20 protein-coding genes are annotated in these 17,731 nt (G+C 58.6%); all 20 read left to right on the forward strand.

Annotation, left to right across the window (positions count from 1 at the left end; all coding sequences use genetic code 11):
* Nucleotides 1-8: 8 nt before the first annotated feature.
* A complete protein-coding gene (gene fliM, locus ET418_RS13300; RefSeq protein ID WP_149308285.1) occupies nt 9-989 on the forward strand; it encodes a flagellar motor switch protein FliM in 981 nt (326 codons plus the stop codon).
* A complete protein-coding gene (gene fliN / locus ET418_RS13305) occupies nt 982-1,281 on the forward strand; it encodes a flagellar motor switch protein FliN (protein ID WP_149308287.1) in 300 nt (99 codons plus the stop codon). The genes fliM and fliN overlap by 8 nt, the downstream gene beginning before the upstream one ends.
* Nucleotides 1,278-1,691, forward strand: a complete 414-nt coding sequence (locus tag ET418_RS13310) for a FliO/MopB family protein (RefSeq protein ID WP_149308289.1) — start codon at nt 1,278-1,280, stop codon at nt 1,689-1,691. Before fliN ends, ET418_RS13310 begins: the two co-directional genes overlap by 4 nt.
* Nucleotides 1,688-2,458: a flagellar type III secretion system pore protein FliP gene (fliP, locus tag ET418_RS13315; protein ID WP_246153073.1), complete on the forward strand. Its 771-nt coding sequence runs from the start codon at nt 1,688-1,690 to the stop codon at nt 2,456-2,458. Before ET418_RS13310 ends, fliP begins: the two co-directional genes overlap by 4 nt.
* Before the next feature lie 72 nt (nt 2,459-2,530).
* Entirely contained in the window at nt 2,531-2,800 is a 270-nt protein-coding gene (gene fliQ / locus ET418_RS13320) for a flagellar biosynthesis protein FliQ (protein WP_149308291.1), read from the forward strand.
* A 94-nt stretch (nt 2,801-2,894) separates the two neighbouring features.
* On the forward strand, nt 2,895-3,689 hold the full coding sequence (gene fliR / locus ET418_RS13325) for a flagellar biosynthetic protein FliR (protein ID WP_149308293.1): 795 nt from the start codon (nt 2,895-2,897) through the stop codon (nt 3,687-3,689).
* Between the two features lie 3 nt (nt 3,690-3,692).
* A complete protein-coding gene (gene flhB / locus ET418_RS13330) occupies nt 3,693-4,766 on the forward strand; it encodes a flagellar biosynthesis protein FlhB (RefSeq protein WP_149308295.1) in 1,074 nt (357 codons plus the stop codon).
* A gap of 212 nt (nt 4,767-4,978) precedes the next feature.
* Complete coding sequence (flhA, locus tag ET418_RS13335) at nt 4,979-7,066, forward strand: flagellar biosynthesis protein FlhA (RefSeq protein ID WP_149308297.1); 2,088 nt, start codon at nt 4,979-4,981, stop codon at nt 7,064-7,066.
* A 19-nt stretch (nt 7,067-7,085) separates the two neighbouring features.
* A complete protein-coding gene (gene flhF / locus ET418_RS13340) occupies nt 7,086-8,393 on the forward strand; it encodes a flagellar biosynthesis GTPase FlhF (RefSeq protein WP_338045087.1) in 1,308 nt (435 codons plus the stop codon).
* Complete coding sequence (locus ET418_RS13345) at nt 8,390-9,316, forward strand: MinD/ParA family protein (protein WP_149308301.1); 927 nt, start codon at nt 8,390-8,392, stop codon at nt 9,314-9,316. Before flhF ends, ET418_RS13345 begins: the two co-directional genes overlap by 4 nt.
* Before the next feature lie 3 nt (nt 9,317-9,319).
* Nucleotides 9,320-10,069 (forward strand): sigma-70 family RNA polymerase sigma factor, encoded by a 750-nt coding sequence (locus tag ET418_RS13350; protein ID WP_149308302.1) that lies wholly within the window; start codon nt 9,320-9,322, stop codon nt 10,067-10,069.
* Between the two features lie 12 nt (nt 10,070-10,081).
* Nucleotides 10,082-10,819 (forward strand): flagellar basal-body rod protein FlgF, encoded by a 738-nt coding sequence (flgF, locus tag ET418_RS13355; protein WP_149308304.1) that lies wholly within the window; start codon nt 10,082-10,084, stop codon nt 10,817-10,819.
* A 41-nt stretch (nt 10,820-10,860) separates the two neighbouring features.
* On the forward strand, nt 10,861-11,649 hold the full coding sequence (gene flgG / locus ET418_RS13360; protein ID WP_149308306.1) for a flagellar basal-body rod protein FlgG: 789 nt from the start codon (nt 10,861-10,863) through the stop codon (nt 11,647-11,649).
* Between the two features lie 70 nt (nt 11,650-11,719).
* Complete coding sequence (gene flgA, locus ET418_RS13365; protein WP_149308308.1) at nt 11,720-12,442, forward strand: flagellar basal body P-ring formation chaperone FlgA; 723 nt, start codon at nt 11,720-11,722, stop codon at nt 12,440-12,442.
* A 24-nt stretch (nt 12,443-12,466) separates the two neighbouring features.
* Nucleotides 12,467-13,141: a flagellar basal body L-ring protein FlgH gene (locus tag ET418_RS13370; RefSeq protein WP_149308310.1), complete on the forward strand. Its 675-nt coding sequence runs from the start codon at nt 12,467-12,469 to the stop codon at nt 13,139-13,141.
* Nucleotides 13,142-13,167: 26 nt separating this feature from the next.
* Nucleotides 13,168-14,262 carry a flagellar basal body P-ring protein FlgI gene (locus ET418_RS13375; RefSeq protein ID WP_149308312.1) on the forward strand — a complete coding sequence of 365 codons (1,095 nt, stop codon included), beginning with the start codon at nt 13,168-13,170 and terminating at the stop codon, nt 14,260-14,262.
* 215 nt (nt 14,263-14,477) lie between these two features.
* Nucleotides 14,478-14,852, forward strand: coding sequence for a rod-binding protein (locus tag ET418_RS13380; RefSeq protein ID WP_149308314.1), 375 nt, complete (start codon nt 14,478-14,480; stop codon nt 14,850-14,852).
* A gap of 24 nt (nt 14,853-14,876) precedes the next feature.
* Nucleotides 14,877-15,356 (forward strand): flagellar export chaperone FlgN, encoded by a 480-nt coding sequence (gene flgN / locus ET418_RS13385; protein WP_149308316.1) that lies wholly within the window; start codon nt 14,877-14,879, stop codon nt 15,354-15,356.
* A gap of 1 nt (nt 15,357) precedes the next feature.
* A complete protein-coding gene (gene flgK, locus ET418_RS13390; protein ID WP_149308318.1) occupies nt 15,358-16,755 on the forward strand; it encodes a flagellar hook-associated protein FlgK in 1,398 nt (465 codons plus the stop codon).
* A 22-nt stretch (nt 16,756-16,777) separates the two neighbouring features.
* Nucleotides 16,778-17,692: a flagellar hook-associated protein FlgL gene (gene flgL / locus ET418_RS13395; RefSeq protein WP_149308320.1), complete on the forward strand. Its 915-nt coding sequence runs from the start codon at nt 16,778-16,780 to the stop codon at nt 17,690-17,692.
* The last annotated feature ends 39 nt before the right edge of the window (nt 17,693-17,731 follow it).

The following is a 17,731-nucleotide window of genomic DNA, read 5'->3' on the forward strand; positions in this document are numbered from 1 at the left end:
CGCCGATTATGGAAAAAATCCTCACAAAAGCGGAAATCGAGGCGCTCCTTAACGCCGTCTTCGACGGCAGGATAGAGCCGGAGAAGGAACTGGCTAAAACCGAAGGGACTGCCGTCAGTTACGACCTCTTTAACACGGAGGCCCACAAGGGGTTCGTCCCCAACCTGGATATCGTCTACGACAGCCTGATCCGCTATAATCGCGTCACCCTTTCCAACCGGCTGAGGAAGGTCGTTGAGATCAAGAAGGTCGGCGCCCGCTCGTACAAGTTCGACGACTTTCTCCAGACCCTGCCGTCACCCGCGTGCATGGCCATCTTCAAGATCGAGCCGCTCAAGGGGGCGGCGCTGATCGCCTTTGACAGCCCGCTGGTGTTGGCCCTGGTTGACAGCCTGCTGGGCGGGACCGGTAATTCAAAAGGGCCTGTCGTCAACCGGCTTTTTACCTCCATCGAGGTGCGGCTGATCGAAAGGATCGCCAAGGACATCCTGCAGGATTTCGAGAAGGCCTGGGCGCCGCTCTACGCGACCCATATGAACCTGCTGCGCATGGAAATGAACCCGCGCCTGGTCAACATCGTCCCGCCCGAGTATCAGATCGTGGCGATGTCGCTCAAGATTCAGATCGAAGAAACAGTGGGGAATGTCGTGTTTGCCGTCCCCTACATGACCATCGATCCGATACGGGAAAAGCTCAAGGCGGGGATGCAGTTCGACCTGATGGCCATCGACCCGCAATGGTCGTACCGGCTCTCGTCCGAAATCCTCGAGGCCCCGCTTGAGGTCTCCGTGGAGATGGGTAATGCCAATATTTCCCTGCGGGAACTTCTGGACCTTACGGCGGGTGATACGATCATGTTGGACAAACCCTGTTCAAGCGAACTGCTGGTCAAGGTTGAAGGGATGCCGAAATATGATTGCGTTCCCGGCATCCGCCATGGCAACAAAGCAATACAGATCACCAAGATAAAAGGGGGCAGCAGTGAGTGACAAGCCTGAAGAGAACGAGCCGGAACAAGATAGGAAGAACCTCGACTTCATCCTTGACATCCCCTTGCAGGTGACCGTGGAACTGGGCCGTACCAAGCTGCTGGTCAAGGATGTTCTCCAGCTTAACCAGGGGGCGGTGGTGGAGTTGACCAAACTGGCGGGAGAACCTTTGGATATTTTTGTCAACTCCAAGCTGGTGGCCCGGGGCGAGGCGGTCGTCATCAACGACAAGTTCGGCGTGCGCCTGGTTGATATCGTCAGCCCCAACGAGCGCGTGGAGAAAATTTTGTGAGAGGTGCGGTTGCCGCACTGCTCCTCTGCCTGCCATCCTTCGCCTGCGCCGAAAGCACCACCGGACAGGAATTCAGTTTTTTCTCCAGCTTTCTTCAGATGATCGCCGCCCTGGCCGTCGTTATCGGCCTGATCCTCGTTACGTGGCATTTTTTCAACAAGTTCACCCGGGGCGTTACGGTTGGCCGGTCCGCTACAAAGCATATCCGCCTGGTGGAAAGCCGCTACATCGCCCCCAAAAAGGCGCTCATACTTGTTGAGGTGAGCGGGGAGTATCTGCTCCTGTCGTGTACCGACGACAGTCTCAGCCTTATCAAGCAAATCGATATGCTCGAGGAAATAGAGGTCATACCCGAGGGTAAAGGCTCCGAAAAGGGCTTTGCGGGGATTTTGGACAGGTTGCGATCATGAAAATGAACAGTATGACGAAAAGGATATGTTTCCTGGCGGTCCCCGCCCTGGTGGTGCTCCTCTCCGCTACGGCCCTGGCGGCCGAGCCGTTGCCGTTCCCCTCGCTGAATATCGGCGTCGGTACGGCGAGCAAGCCGGGCGACGTTGCCATGACCATCCAGATATTCCTGCTGTTGACGGTTCTCTCACTGGCTCCGGGCCTCTTGATCATGACGACCTCGTTCACCCGCATCTCGGTCGTGCTTTCCTTCGTGCGCACCGCCCTGGGGACCCAGCAGGCGCCATCCAACCAGGTCATTCTGGCGCTCTCCATGTTCCTGACCTTCTTTATCATGAGCCCGGTCTGGCAGCAGATCAACAAGGAGGCCTACCAGCCCTGGAAGGCCCAGCAGATCACCCAGGACCAGGCAATGGAGCGGGCCGTCAAGCCGGTGCGCAAATTCATGCTTTCCCAGGTCAGGGAAAAGGATTTGGGGCTGTTCGTCAGTCTCTCCAAGCTGCCGCGTCCCAAGAATGCGGACGACATTCCGACCCTGACCATTATTCCGGCCTTCATGATTTCCGAGTTGCGGACCGCCTTCCAGATCGGCTTTCTGATCTATATCCCTTTTATCGTGGTTGACATGGTGGTGGCCTCGGTCTTGATGTCCATGGGCATGATGATGTTGCCGCCGGTCATGATCTCGCTCCCTTTCAAGATTCTCCTGTTTGTGCTGGTTGACGGTTGGGGCTTGGTAATAGGATCATTGGTGAAGAGTTTTGGATAATAAACAGGCTCGGGCCACGGTTGTGGCCGCTTTCGACCTTCGCCTTCTCCCGGGCCCCCCGCAGAGGTTTCTATGACACCAGAATTTGTCGTTCAGCTCGCACGCCGCAGCTTCGAGGCGACGCTCCTCCTGGCTGCGCCACTCCTGATTGGCAGCTTGGTGGTGGGCTTGCTCATAAGCATCTTCCAGGCGGTGACTTCCATCAACGAGGCTACCCTGACCTTTGCCCCGAAGATCATCGCCGTGATGGTTGCCATGATAATCTTTTTCCCCTGGATGATGAGCTATATGAGCGATTTTACCCGCGAGGTGTACTCCTTCATCGCCACAATGCGGCACTGACGTGGCGACGCATCGCTACCATGGAGAGTTGCCCGTGGTGAGCCCGGGGCAGCCGGGTCCCGGGGCACGCCGGCTGCAGGCGAGGGATTAGGGCATGTTGCCGCTGTTCCCCTTCCCCTCACTGCGTGACGTGATCATCTTTGCCCTGGTGTTGAGCCGGGTTGCCGGCATCTTTGCCGCGCTGCCGCTCTTCGGCGGAAGCCGTCTGCCGATGAACGTCAAGGCGCTTTTGGTCTTCATGATCACGCTGGTGTGCTTTCCCGTCCTGAAGATAACACCGCCGCCCATGCCCACGGACGTTTTTACCCTGGGATTTCTTGCCCTGAGCGAGGTCATGGTCGGGCTCACGCTGGCGTTTATCGCCCAGATTGTCTTTGTGGCCGTGGAGTTCAGCGGGCAGATCATCGGCATGCAGATGGGGCTGACGATCTCCTCGATTATTGATCCCGCCATGGGAACCCAGGTCCAGATCATGTCCGTCCTGCAGAGCCTGTTTGCAACGCTGCTCTTTCTGGCTCTGGACGTTCACCATGTCTTCATTCGGGCCGTCGTCGACAGTTTCAGTGTCATCCCCATAGGGGGCTGGCATCTTACCGGCGGGGTGATCACCTTTCTGGTCCAGCGGACCTCGGACATTTTCGTGATCGGCATCCGCTTGGCGGCGCCTGTCATGGTTGCCCTGCTGCTGGCCAGCGTGGCCTTGGGCATCATGGCGAGGGCCTTCCCGCAGATGAATATCTTCATCGTCAGCATGCCTTTGAACATCGGGCTCGGTTTTCTCATTATGGGGGGGACGCTGCTGATTTTTTTCCACGTTCTGGAGGTGTCATTCGGCAACCTGAAGGGGCAGATCGATACCCTGTTCAGGTTGATGGCAAAGGGGGGATGACGCCTGGCGGAAGATTCCGACAAGCATTCCAAAACAGAACAACCGACGGCAAAAAAGCTTAGCGAAGCACGGAAAAAAGGGGCGCCGCCCAAAAGCCAGGTGCTCACCTCCTCGCTCACACTGCTGTCCGGGATTATCAGTCTCTACATCTTCGGCAGCTACATGATGGACGGCCTGAAAAAGCACATGGTTTCAATCCTGAGTACCATGGGCACCTTCAATCTGACCGAGTCCAACATGTACACGCTTTCGCTCAAGCTCTTCGCGCTGGTGCTCATGTTGCTCGCCCCCCTGGTGGTCACCATCATCGTTACGGCGATACTGGCGAATATCATCCAGGACAACGGGCAGTTTGAGTTTCAAACCGAGCGTCTTGCGTTCGACATCACCCGGCTCAACCCGATGAATGGCTTCGGCAGGCTCTTCAACAAGGATGCGCTGATGGAGATGGTGAAGTCGCTCCTCAAGCTCCTGGTGGTGGGCTACGTCACCTATCGGGTCATGAAGGACGAAAGTCAGAACATCGCGTTTCTGGCCGAGGCCGACATAGAGACGATCATCACCTATGTCGGCCATATAGCGTTCCAGATCATCACCCACGCCTGCGGCGTTTTGATCGTTCTTGGTGTTTTGGACCTGATGTATGTCAAGTGGCGGTACATCGACAATCTCAAGATGACCAAGCAGGAGGTCAAGGAAGAGACGAAAGAGCAGGACATCTCGCCGGAGATCAAGGGCCAGATCAAAAAGATGCAGTACCAGATGGCGCGGCGCAGGATGATCAAGATCGTCCCGACCGCCGACGTTGTCATAACCAACCCGACCCACTATGCCGTGGCCCTCAAGTACGACCGGGAGCGGATGCTGGCCCCGGTTGTCATCGCCAAGGGTGCTGACGTCATGGCCCAGGCCATCAAGAAGATCGCCAAGGAGCATAAGGTCACCTTGGTGGAAAACAGGTTCCTGGCCCGGGAACTCTATGATCAGGTCGATGAAAACGCGCCGATACCCGAGTCGCTGTATGCAGCGGTTGCCGAGGTGCTGGCGTATGTGTACCGCCTGAAGGGGAAGATGTGATGCCAGGTGGTGGGCCAGCGATGCCGGTCAAAATTATGACAATTTCAAGAAATTGACACGCGGCGGGTGTGCCCCGCATACCCGCAAAAGGCGTTCCTGCGGGCTCTGGCAGCTCTGGGATGCCGGAGCGAGTGGTTTGATGACGGCATAATAAATGCATGAAACAAATGATTTTTGGGTACGTTACGTAACAACAGACAACGGAAGCGGAAATGGCAAACGGAACAACTGAAACGGTAGAATTACGGGGCTTCCGCAAAAATTCGGATATCTATGTGGCGATTGCCCTGATCGGCGTGCTCTCGCTGATGGTCATCCCGTTGCCGGCGTTTTTCCTGGATCTGTTTCTGGCGACCAATATCACCATCGCTCTTTCCATTCTGCTGGTCTGCCTTTATACGCAGCACCCCCTCGATTTTTCCGTGTTCCCATCCGTGCTGCTCGTTACCACGCTCTTCCGCCTGGCCTTGAATATCGCATCGACCCGTCTGATCCTTCTGCACGGCAGCGAGGGGGTTGAAGCGGCCGGCGCGGTCATCAAGGCCTTCGGCCAGTTTGTGGTCGGGGGGAATTATATCGTTGGGGCCGTTATCTTCCTGATCCTGGTCATCATCAATTTCGTGGTCATAACCAAGGGCGCCGGGCGCGTGGCCGAGGTTACGGCCCGCTTTACCCTGGATGCCATGCCGGGCAAGCAGATGGCCATCGATGCCGATCTCTCGGCCGGCATGATCACCGAAAAAGAGGCCAAGGCACGGCGCATCAAGATCTCCCGCGAAGCCGATTTCTACGGCTCCATGGACGGCGCCAGCAAGTTCGTCCGCGGCGATGCCGTGGCCGGCATCCTGATCGTAATGGTCAATATCTTCGGCGGTTTGGTCATCGGCGTCTGGCAGCAGGGAATGCCGCTCCAGGCCGCGCTGACCAACTATACCCTCCTGACGATCGGCGAGGGCCTGGTGGCCCAGATCCCGGCCCTGATCATCTCGACCGCGGCCGGCATCATCGTGACGCGGTCGGCCGACGAAAACAACTTCGGGGTCGAGATCACCGGCCAGTTCATGAACTATCCCAAGGCGTTTTACGTCTCGTCGGGGGTGCTGTTCCTGTTCGCCATGATCCCGGGCCTGCCCCACTTCGCATTCCTGCTGCTCTCGGGTGCGACCTTTCTGGTCGGCAAGATGGCGCGGGAAAAGGCGCAGGTTGTGGATGAAGAGGTCGGTGCGCCCGAAGCGGCCTCCGGGGAAGACGCCATCGACCAGGCTTCGACCATCCGGCCGCTGGATGTGCTTGAACTGGAGGTCGGCTACGGCCTCGTCCCGATGGTGGACGCCTCCCAGGATGGGGAGCTGCTGGAGCGCATCCGTTCGATCCGGCGCCAGTACGCCCAGAAGATGGGTTTTGTCGTCCCCCCCATCCATATCCACGACAACCTGCAACTCAGGCCGTACGAGTACAACCTGCTTATCAGGGGGGCCCGTGTCGGCGGCAGCGAGTTGACCGGCCAGTACCTGGCTATGGACTCGGGTGCGGTGACCTCGGCCCTGCCGGGAAACGCCACCAAGGAGCCGGTATTCGGGTTGCCGGCGGTCTGGATCCGCTCCGATGACCGGGACCAGGCCCAGGTCAACGGCTATACCGTTGTGGACAGCACCACGGTGGTGGCGACGCATATCAGCGAGATCATCAAGCGCTATGCTCACGAACTGGTGGGGCGCCAGGAACTCCAGCAACTGCTGGATAACGTTGCGGTCAGCGCCCCCAAGGTGGTGGAAGAACTGATCCCCAACCAGCTCAACCTGGGCACGGTCCTGCGGGTGGTCAAGGGCCTGCTCAAGGAAGGGGTTTCGATTCGGGACATGCGCACCATCCTGGAGACGCTGGCGGATTATGCCGGCCTTACCAAGGACCCGGATGTGCTGACTGAATTTGTGCGTCAGGGGCTTGGCCGTTTTATCGTCGATCAATACAAGCTGGACGACGACACCCTGTTCCTGATCGCCTTGGACCGCGAGGTGGAGGATGTGATCGCCGAAGCCATCCAGCCGTCGGACCAGGGAAGTTTCCTGGCAATCGAACCCAACGTCGCCCAGCAGATCATTACCACCATCCGTTCCATGGCGGATCGTTTCGGTTCGAGCGGCGCCCAGCCGGTGCTGTTGGCGTCGCCCACCATCCGCCGGCATGTCAGGAAGCTGATCGAACGTTTCATTCCGCATATGGCGGTGCTTTCCCACAATGAAATCCCGCAGAACATCAAAATCCAGTCGCTAGGGGTGGTAAGCGTCAATGCTGGTTAAGACCTTTCAAGCAGCAAGTATGGCGGAAGCGCTCCGCATGGTTAAAGCCGAACTCGGCCCGGATGCCATGATCCTGTCCACCAAGAAGGAGAACACCGGCGGGATTCTCGGTTTTTTCAGCAAGTCGGTGTATCGCGTGACCGCCGCCATAGAGCCGGTACCGAGGCAGGCCCCGGCGCCGCCACCGGCGTATGCACCCCCGCGCCCCCGGCCGGAACGGGAACGAACGGCGAAAGAGGAGCTGGAAAGTTCCATGTTTGCGCCCCTGGCGCGGGAGCTCAAGGAACTGCGGGAGAAGGTCGATGCGCTCGCCCGGCGGGAAGACGACGCAAGGAAACCGGCGGCCAAGGGGGAAAATCAAAGCCAGGAAGAGCCGCCGCCGGTTGGTTTCAACCTCAAGAACGTGCCCCGCGAGGATCTGGAGGAAATCAAGAAACTCCTGCTCAATACCCTGGCCAAGAGTCAGGAGGGGGGCGTCAAGGCGGTGCAGTGGCCCAATGCGGCGGAAACGCCCGCTACGGAGCCCCAGACCGGCCTGGAACTGTTGCCCGAGGATTCGCCCCTGGCGCGGGAATTGGCCCAATCCGGCATCTCCACGGATCTTATCAGGAGGATTCTCGACACCCTCAGCGCCTTGCCGGCCGAGGACGGCAGCCAGAGCCAGAAAAGCCGCCTGGTGGCCACGTTCTCGAAGCTGATCAAATTTGCCGGCACCCTCAAGATGCGCAAAAACTCCCCCCGCATCATCGCCCTGGTGGGGCCGACCGGCGTGGGCAAGACCACCACCACCGCCAAGTTGGCCGCCATGTACGCCCTTAACCGGGGCAACAAGGTGGCGCTTATCACCATGGATATTTTCCGTGTCGGTGCGGTGGAACAGCTCAAGACCTACTCCCGTATCATGGGGATTCCCCTGGAGGTGGCTTCCACCCCCAAGGAGCTGGAAAAGGCCGTGGAGAAACATTCCGCCTGCGACCTGATCTTCATCGATACGGCGGGCCGTAGCCACAAGGACAAAGAGAAGCTGGACGAGATGAAAAACTTTCTCGACAACAAGATCCCTATCGAGGTCTACCTGTGCCTTTCCGCCACCACCAAGGATCGGGAGCTTGAAGAGATCCTCAACCGGTTTAAAATTTTTCAGATCAGCAAGGTCGTGTTTACCAAGATCGACGAGAGCGAGAGCTTTGGGAATATGGTCAACCTGTTGATGAAGGACAATCTCCAGATAGCCTACTTTACCACCGGGCAGCGGGTGCCGGAGGATATCGAGGTCGCAACCTCCGCCAAACTGGCCGACATGATCCTGCGGGAGGCGGCCGAATGAGCACGGTAACCGGAACAGGCGACCAGGCCGATACCTTGCGCCAGATGGCTCGCCAGAGCCGAAAAAACGCCTCTGCGGAGCAATCCGGGCCGGGTGCGGTTGACGAAGAGCACGGCATTCGCGTCATCTCGGTAACGAGCGGCAAAGGGGGCGTGGGCAAGAGCAACGTGGTTTCCAACCTAGCCATGGCCCTGTCCGCCCAAGGCAAGAAGGTGCTGATCGTCGATGCGGACCTGGGGCTGGGGAACCTGGATGTGCTCCTGGGGCTCTCTCCCGCCTATAACCTGAACCATGTGCTCAACGGCGAGAAGAGCATCAGCGAGATCATCATCGACGGTCCTGCCGGCATCAAGGTGATCCCGGCAGGGTCCGGCGTCCAGGAGGTTACCAGCTTGAGCCAGCACGACAAGCTCAGGCTCCTGGACGAGCTCGACATCCTGGAAGAACAGTTCGACATCATGATCGTGGATACCGAGGCCGGTATCTCCGAGAATGTGACCTATTTCACCGTGGCAGCGCAGGAAATCATTGTCGTGGTCTCTCCCGAGCCGACTTCCATAACCGATGTGTATGCCCTGATCAAGCTCCTGGCGACGCGGTATTCGGAACACCATTTCAAGGTGCTGGTCAACATGGCCAAGGACAGCGAGGACGCCCTGGAGGTGTTCCGCAAGCTGGCTAACGTCGCCGGCCGTTTTCTCGACATCTCCCTGGATTATCTGGGATGCGTCGTCAAGGATGAAAAGGTGGTGGAGGCGGTCAAGCGGCAAAAGGCGGTCTACGACCTCTTCCCCGATTCCGAGGCGGCCACCTGTTTCACCACCCTGGCGCGGAGGGTCATCGAGAACACGTGTCAAACAAGGCTCAAGGGGAATATCCAGTTCTTTTTCCGGCGGTTCCTCGACAATCCTGCGGGCGCTTAAGCCGTGGCCGCCGGCAAGCAAAACTGTCCCTACGCCGAGGCTGAACCGGCGCTACGCGACACCTTGATCATGGAAAACATGCCCATGGTCAAGTACCTGGTGGGGCGTATCGTCTCCCAGCTTCCGCCCCACCTGGACCCCCAGGATCTGACGAGTGCGGCGGTGATTGGCCTGATAAATGCGGCCGATAGGTTTGACCCGGCACGGGGCGTGCTGTTCAGGACCTTTGCCGAACAGCATGTGCGCGGGGCCATTATCGACGAATTGCGCTCCTACGATATTCTGAGCCGTTCCATGCGCGAGAAGTACAAACGTCTGGAGCGGGAGGTGACGACCCTCGAGCACGCCCTGGGCAGGAACCCCACCAGCGAAGAGGTGGCCAAGGCCCTTTCCATAAGTCTCGACGAATACTTCGACTTATTGGACGATGTGCATGTGCTCACCTTTCTCAGCTTGGACGACAGCTGGGAAGACGAGGACGGTAACTCGCTCTGCCTGGCGGATGTGCTGAGCGAGCAGGAAGAAAAGAGCCCGCAGCAACAGGTTATGCGGATGCAACTGGCCCAGGCGTTGGGAAATGCCATCGAGGCCTTGCCGGACAAGGAACGGCTGGCAGTGACGCTCTATTACCACGAGGGGATGAACCTCAAGGAAATCGGCGCCATCGTGAGTTTGACCGAGTCGCGCATATCGCAACTCCTCAGCCAGGCCATGATCCGGTTGAAAAGCAAGCTGAAGCTGTACCGGGACTAAAGGAGGCTTTACATGAACAGTGGCATGTATTCCGCGCTTTCGGGCAATATCGCGGCCATGAAGCGGATGGACACCATCAGCAACAACCTGGCTAATGTGAATACCCCGGGCTTTAAAAAAGACAAGATGACCTTCGAGGGGTTGATCACCAGCGCCACCACGCCGCCGGCGTACCCCCAGGCCAAGACGGCCGACCCGATCATGCAGAAGGAGACCGTTTACATCGACTACGCCAGTGGCCCGGTCAGCCAGACCGGCAATACCCTGGACGTGGCGATTGACGGCGACGGTTTTTTCGCCGTCTCGACCCCCAGCGGGACTGCATACACCCGCCAGGGCAATTTCCGGCTGACCGCGGACGGAACGCTGGTCACGACGGACGGCTACCCGGTTCTGGGGCAGGGAGGCCAGATCAGCATAAAAGGCAGCAAGGTCGACATAAACGCAAAGGGTGAGATCAGTGTCGACGGCACCGCCGCAGGGGCCTTGAACCTGGTGGATTTCCCCAAGCCCTATAAACTGACGAAGGCGGGCAGCGCACTGTTCGTGCCATCCGGCGCACCGGCTGCTACGCCCCAGCCCGCCAAGGCGGAGGTTCGCCAGGGGCACCTGGAGGGTTCCAACGTGGATACGGTCAGCGAGATGGTGCAAATGATCGAAAACAACCGCTACTTTGAAGCATGCCAGCGGGTGATACTGAGCTACGACAATATGGCCACCAAGGCCGCCAATGATCTGGGCAAATTGTAAGGAATCCTAATAGGCACTAAACGAAAAGAGGAGTTGAGACCATGTTACGAGCGCTTTGGACCGCCGCGTCAGGTATGCAGAGCCAGCAAACGAATATCGACGTCATTGCCAACAACCTGGCCAACGTCAATACCACCGGCTTCAAGAAAAGCCGGGCCGATTTCCAGGATTTGATCTACCAGAGCCTGAAGACGACCGGTTCCCCGTCCACCAACACCACCCAAGTGCCGACCGGCATCCAGATCGGCCTCGGGACGCGACTTGCCGCCGTTACCAAGATCTTTACCTCCGGCGATCTCACCCAGACCGGCAACGATCTGGACATGGCCATCGAGGGCGACGGCTTTTTCCAGATCCAGATGCCCGACGGCACAACGGCATACTCCCGGGCCGGCGCCTTCAAGAAGGACAGCACGGGGCGGATCGTCACCTCCGACGGTTACCCTCTGCTGCCGGAGATCGTTATCCCGACCAACGCCACCAAGATCAGCGTCGGCAATGACGGGACCGTATCCGTAAACCAGGCCGGCCAGACCGCCCCCACAAACGTGGGAAATATCCAGTTGGCCCAGTTTGCCAATCCTGCGGGGCTGGCGGCCCAGGGGAAAAACCTGTTCCTCCCGACGGATTCTTCCGGCAACGCCACCACCGGCACCCCTGGCCAGACCGGCCTTGGGACCATCTCCCAGGGGTTCCTGGAGATGAGCAACGTCAACGTGGCGAGCGAGATGGTCAACATGATTGTCGGCCAGCGGGCATACGAGATCAATTCCAAGGCGGTACAGACGGGCGACGAGATGCTGCAGACCGCCAACAATATGAAGAGGTAAGCGGATCTCTTTGTGATGGCTGTTCGCACCTGCAAACAGCCATACCGCAGAGTAGGACCCAAGCGAACATATGATACAGCGATTTATCGGCATACTCCTTTTTTGCCTTCTCCTGGCGCCGTCCCTGGTCGTGGCTGCCCCGGCACAACAGGGCGCTTCACCGGGGCAGGCCAGGGTCCATGAGGCCGTGTCCGGGTATATCCAGCAGAAGACCGCCCATCTCGGGCTGGAGATCCGCATCAAACGGATAAGCATCAACGGCAACCCGGCCCTGCCGGAAGGGCCGCTGGATTTCGAGGTGGTGGCCCCGCAGCAGTGGGAGGGGTGGGGCAACGCCAATCTGGGGGTGGTTGTCCGGCAGCGTGACCGCGTGGTGCTGAACACCTCGGTTCAGGTGGAGGTGGAGGCGCTGTCCGATATGGTTGTCGCCCTGCGGCAGCTGGACTACGGTGCGGTTATCTCCGAGGGGGACGTTACCCTGCAGAAGCGGGATGTGGCCGCTGTGGCGGGTAAGTATAGCCGCAGTCTGGACGCCATCGTGGGCAGACGGACACGGACGTCCATCAAGGCCAATGCCGCGATCCGGACCGACCAGGTGGAAAAGGTCCCCCTGATCAAATCCGGCCAGATGGTGACCATTGTGGCTGAAAACGAGGTTATGAGGATTACCGTCACCGGCCGGGCCAGGAGCGCCGGCGCAGAAGGGGACACCATCATGGTTCAGAACCTGAGTTCGCTCAAGGAGATTCCGGCCAGGGTGGTCAACGCCACGACGGTACAGGTGGGGTTCTAGATGCACGAGGGAAAAGGACGTGGTATGAAACGGAGCATATGCCTTCTTCTGATACTGTTGTGCGCAGGCTGTGCACAGCAGAAAACGGAAATCAGGACGGTCGGCCTCGACGAGCAGATTCCGAAAACGCCTTTGGATTATTCCAGCGGTTCCATCTGGCAGGCGGCCTCCTCGGGCGGCATCACCGAGGATGTCAAAGCGCATCGGCGGGGAGACATCATCACCATCGTTATCTCGGAGACGGCCAGCGCGTCCAAGAAGGCCAGCACGGATACGGGGCGGAGTTCGTCGGTCAGTGCGGGCATGCCGAATTTCCTGGGCCTGGAGAAGGCCGGCATACTGAAGAACAACATGGATCTGAGCCAACTGATCAATGCCAACGTCGATTCGAAATTTTCCGGTTCCGGCTCCACATCGCGCCAGGAAAATCTGACGGCTACCATTTCCGCCAAGGTGATCGATGTGCTTTCCAATGGCAATCTGCTGATCGAAGGGCGAAGAAACATCAAGGTTAACAACGAAGACCAGGAAATTGTCCTGACCGGCACCGTGCGGCAGCGGGATATCAGTCCGGACAATGTGGTCAATTCCATTTATGTCTCCGACGCAAAGATCAGCTACTCCGGGAGGGGCATCATCTCCGACCGTCAAAGCCCGGGATGGCTGATGAATATTGTCGACAAGATCTGGCCTTTCTAAGGTTCGTTCCGCAAAGGTGATGTGAAATGAGAAGAATAGTCGTCTTTACCATGCTCGCCCTGTTTCTGGCTTCCTCTGCCCATGCCATCAGGATCAAGGACATTGCCGCCTTCGAAGGGGTGCGCGAGAACCAGTTGGTCGGATACGGCCTGGTTGTCGGCCTCAACGGCACCGGCGACAGCGATCAGGCCTCGATTCATATCCAGTCCGTCGTCAATATGCTGGAACGGATGGGGATTACCACCAACGTCGGTTCCATCAAGCTGAAAAACGTGGCCGCGGTCATGGTCACGGCAACGCTGCCCGCCTTCACCAAGCAGGGAAACCAGTTGGATGTCCTGGTGTCATCCATGGGCGATGCAAAAAGCATCGCCGGAGGCACCCTTATCATGACGCCCCTCCGGGGTGGTGACAGCCAGGTGTATGCCGTTGCCCAGGGGTCGGTCCTGACCAACTCCTTTGCCTTTGGCGGCCAAGCGGCCAGCGCCCAGAAAAACCACCCCACCGCCGGCAGCATTCCCAGCGGCGCGCTTGTGGAGCGGGAGATCCCCAACGTGCTGGCGGGTAAAACAACCCTGCGCCTCAATCTGCACAAGGCGGATTTCACCACCGCATCCCGCATAGAGACGGCCATTAACGCCAAGTTCAACTCGGCCGTCGCGACCACCACCGATCCCGGTTCGGTGATCCTGAAGATCCCGGAGGCGTACGCCAACCGCCCGGTCGAGTTTGTGGCCGCCCTGGAAACCCTTGAGGTTCGGCCGGATAACCAGGCCAAGGTGGTGCTCAACGAACGGACCGGCACCATCGTCATGGGAGAGAATGTGCGCATCTCCACGGTGGCGGTGTCCCACGGCAATCTTTCCCTCGTGATCAGGGAGACGCCGCAGGTGTCCCAGCCGACTGCGCTCAGCACGGGCGGCCAAACGGTGACCGTGCCCCGCACCGAATTGAAGGTGACGGAAGAGTCGCGGCGCCTGATGGTCCTGCCGGAGGGCGCCAGCATCGGGGATGTCGTGCGGGCCTTGAACCAACTGGGTGTGACCCCCCGCGACCTGATCGGCATTTTCCAGGCGATCAAGGCCTCCGGGGCATTGCAGGCGGACCTTTCCATCATCTAGGAGGTTGTTGAAAAACAGTCATCTCGCCGCCGTCCTCAAAAGCCCTTTCGTGCGGCGTAGCGCTGCTACGCCTCCTCAGGGCTTTCTGCGGGGGCGACGATCTGACTATTTTTGAACAACCTGAGTTTTTCAACAGCCTGCTAGTTTTCTGATGGAAATAATTTAGTCCTCGGGACTCAAGAACCCGGCCCATGTGGCGATAAGAAAGAATGGCTATGGATATCGGCATTTCCCCAATAATAACCGATACCGACAATGCTGCCGCCGAAAAGGCGCGGCAACTGCAACGGCAGACAAAGGGCACTTCGACCGGCCTGAGCCAACAGCAGCTCAAAGAGGCCCACAAGGTGTCCCAGGATTTTGAAGCCCTTTTCGTGGGCATGATGCTGCAATCCATGCGGGCGACGGTCGGCAAGGATAAGCTGACCGGGGGCGGCCACGGCGAAGAGATTTATCGCTCCATGCTGGACCAGGAGTATGCCGCAGCCGCAGCCAAGCGGGGCAGCCTGGGGCTGGCACCCCTCATCGAGAAGGATATTATTCGCCAGGAAAGCCGAACTTCCGTCAAAAAAACGGATCATCAGGAATGAGCGCCATGTCCGGGAGCCGCAACCATGAATAAAGCAATGATCGAGACACTCACGTTCCAGTTGCACCTGCTCGAAGAGTTGCGCAGCCTCCTCGAACGGGAGACGCATGAACTGGGGGGGATGAACCTGGATGCCATGGCTGAGGTAAACCGGATGAAGGAAGAGCTGACGGAGCGCATAGAGGCCCATACCGAGCCGCTTCGCCAAGCGATCTCCGCGGCCGCCTCCGCCATGGGGCTCGGTCCCGATGCCACATTGGGCGACGTTGCGGCCAAAACCGTCCAGAAGGATATTCAGCGGTTGTACCGCGAGCTCAACGTTACGGCCCGGCAGGTGCAGGAACGGGCCGCCATGAACCGGGAGATCGCGGAGCGTTTTGTGGCGGCAGCCAGCACCACCTTGAGCTTGTTGACCCGCGTCATCAACCAGTCCAGTGTGTACGGCGCATCGGGCGGGTATCAGCAACGGGCAACAGGGTCGGTCATGATCAACAGGGAGGCATGAGATGAGCCTTAATTCAATAATGCAGATCGGCAAGAGCGGCCTCAGCGGATATCAGATCGCTACCGAGGTCACCAGCGAAAATATCGCCAACGTCAACACCCCCGGCTATTCGCGTCAAAGGGTCATTCTGGAGACTGCACCGCAGACCACCGCGAACGGTTTCTCCATCGGCACCGGCGTCAGCGTCAACGGCGTGGAGCGTTACTATGACGGCTTGATACAACAACAGATGGTGACTGCCCAGACCACCCTCGGCTACGACACGGCCAAATCCACCGTGCTGCAGCAGATCGAGCCCACGTTCAACGAGGTCGCCAATAACGGCCTGGGCGCCTCCATTTCCAATTTTTTCGGGGCGTGGCAGGATCTTACCCTCAATCCGTCTGGCACGTCTGAACGCCAGACGGTTTTGACCCAGGCCCAGATCATGGTGGACAACTTCCATGCCACCAGCAAGACCCTAAGCGATACCATCGCTACCCAGAATACGTCGCTCGTCGCTACGACGGACAGCATCAATGCAACCCTGAAAAACATCGCCCAACTCAACGGCCAGATCAGAACGACTCAGTTGGTGACCGGTAACGCCAATGAGCTGAAGGACCAGCGGGATCAATTGGTGCAGAATCTCTCGAAGCAGGTCGGCATCACCTACACGGAGAACAGCGACGGCACGACGGACATCAAGTTCGCGGACGGCGGCGGCGCCCTGGTGACCGGTTCCCAGGCCGGCGCATTCTCGCTGACGCCCAATGCCACGACACCCACCCTCTATGATGTCAATCTGACGCCGGCCGGCGGAGCGGCCGCGGCGGTGGTAACGCCGACCACAGGGACGTTGGGAGCAACCCTGGCGTTGCGCGATACGATCATTCCCGGCTACCAGAGCCAGGTGGATGCATTGGCCAAATCGATTGCAGACACCGTGAACAGCCTGCATACCGCGGGGTTCAGCCCGACCGGCGGGACCGGCCAGAATTTCTTCACCCCTCCGGCCGCCGCCAGTGGCGCCGCGGCCGGCCTTCAGCTTGCAACCGGGTTGACAACGGCCACGATAGCCGCATCGGGAAGCGCCACGCTCCCCGGGGATAACACCAACGCCTCGGCGATTGCCGTGTTGCAACACGACACCACAACCATGTCCGGGGCAACCTTCAACAGCTACTATGACACCCTGGTCAGCAAGGTCGGCCTGGACGTCAAGTCGAGCGGGGATACCGTGACCCAGGATACGGCATTCAGCAATCAGTTAAGCACGCTCCGCGATTCCAACTCCGGCGTGTCGTTGGATGAGGAACTGACCAAACTTGTGCAATACCAGCGTTCCTACCAGGCTTCGTCTAAATTGATCACCACGGCGACCGATATGATGGATACCGTAATTGGACTTATCAGATAAGAGAGAATAGGAGAATCTGGCTATGCGCATTACCTCAAACATGACCTCCGATCTGGCCCTCTATAATCTCCAGCAGGAGCAGGTCAAACTGAACAAGCTGCAGGAACAGGCGTCGTCCCAGGTGCAGATCAACCGCCCCAGCGACGATCCGATCGGCGCCAGGCTCCTGACCGACATCGGCGATAAAATCAAGGCCGGCGACCAGTATGCCAGCAACATCACCAAAACGAGCACCTGGCTGCAGACGACCAGTACGGCGCTGGACGGCATGGCCGGTTTCATGGAACAAGCAAAAAAACTGGCCGCTTCGATAACAGCCGGCAGTACCGACCCGAGCGTCGGCCAGACGGTAATCTCCCAGTTGCAATCGTTGAAACAGCAGCTGGTGGACATGGGCAATACCCAGTACGGCGATCAGTATGTGTTCGGGGGGACCAATAACCAGAAACCCTTCAGCTATACGAGCAATAGCTATCAGGGAAATGAAAACACCCTCTCGGTGGAGATCGGTCAGGGGGCGACCCAGCAAATGAATATCACGGGGAACCAGCTGCTTACGGGGAGTTCTACGGCAACGCCGGCGAACCCGACCCCCTATGGCACCACCAATATCCTGCAGACCATCGACAATCTGATCACGGATATCGGCGCCAACAACGTGAGCGGCATCAAGGCCGATTCCCAGGCTATTGAGGCCGGCGCCACCCAGATCACCAATGCCCAGACCGACGTGGCGGCACGCCTGTTGCGGCTCAATAATGCGACCACGTTGAACACAAATACCAAGAATACCCTGGAGACGATTGCCGGGAATGTCCAGTACGTGGATTTGGCGCAGGTGGGTGTGGAATTGACCCAACAGCAAACCTCTTACCAGGCATCCCTGTCGGCCACCGCCAAGATTTCACAGATGTCGCTTCTGGATTACCTGAAGTGATCCCTCCGCGGCTGGTATGAATACTGCCAAGGCGGGGCC

This window comes from Oryzomonas rubra, assembly GCF_008369015.1.
GTDB classification, from domain to species: Bacteria; Desulfobacterota; Desulfuromonadia; order Geobacterales; family Pseudopelobacteraceae; genus Oryzomonas; species Oryzomonas japonica.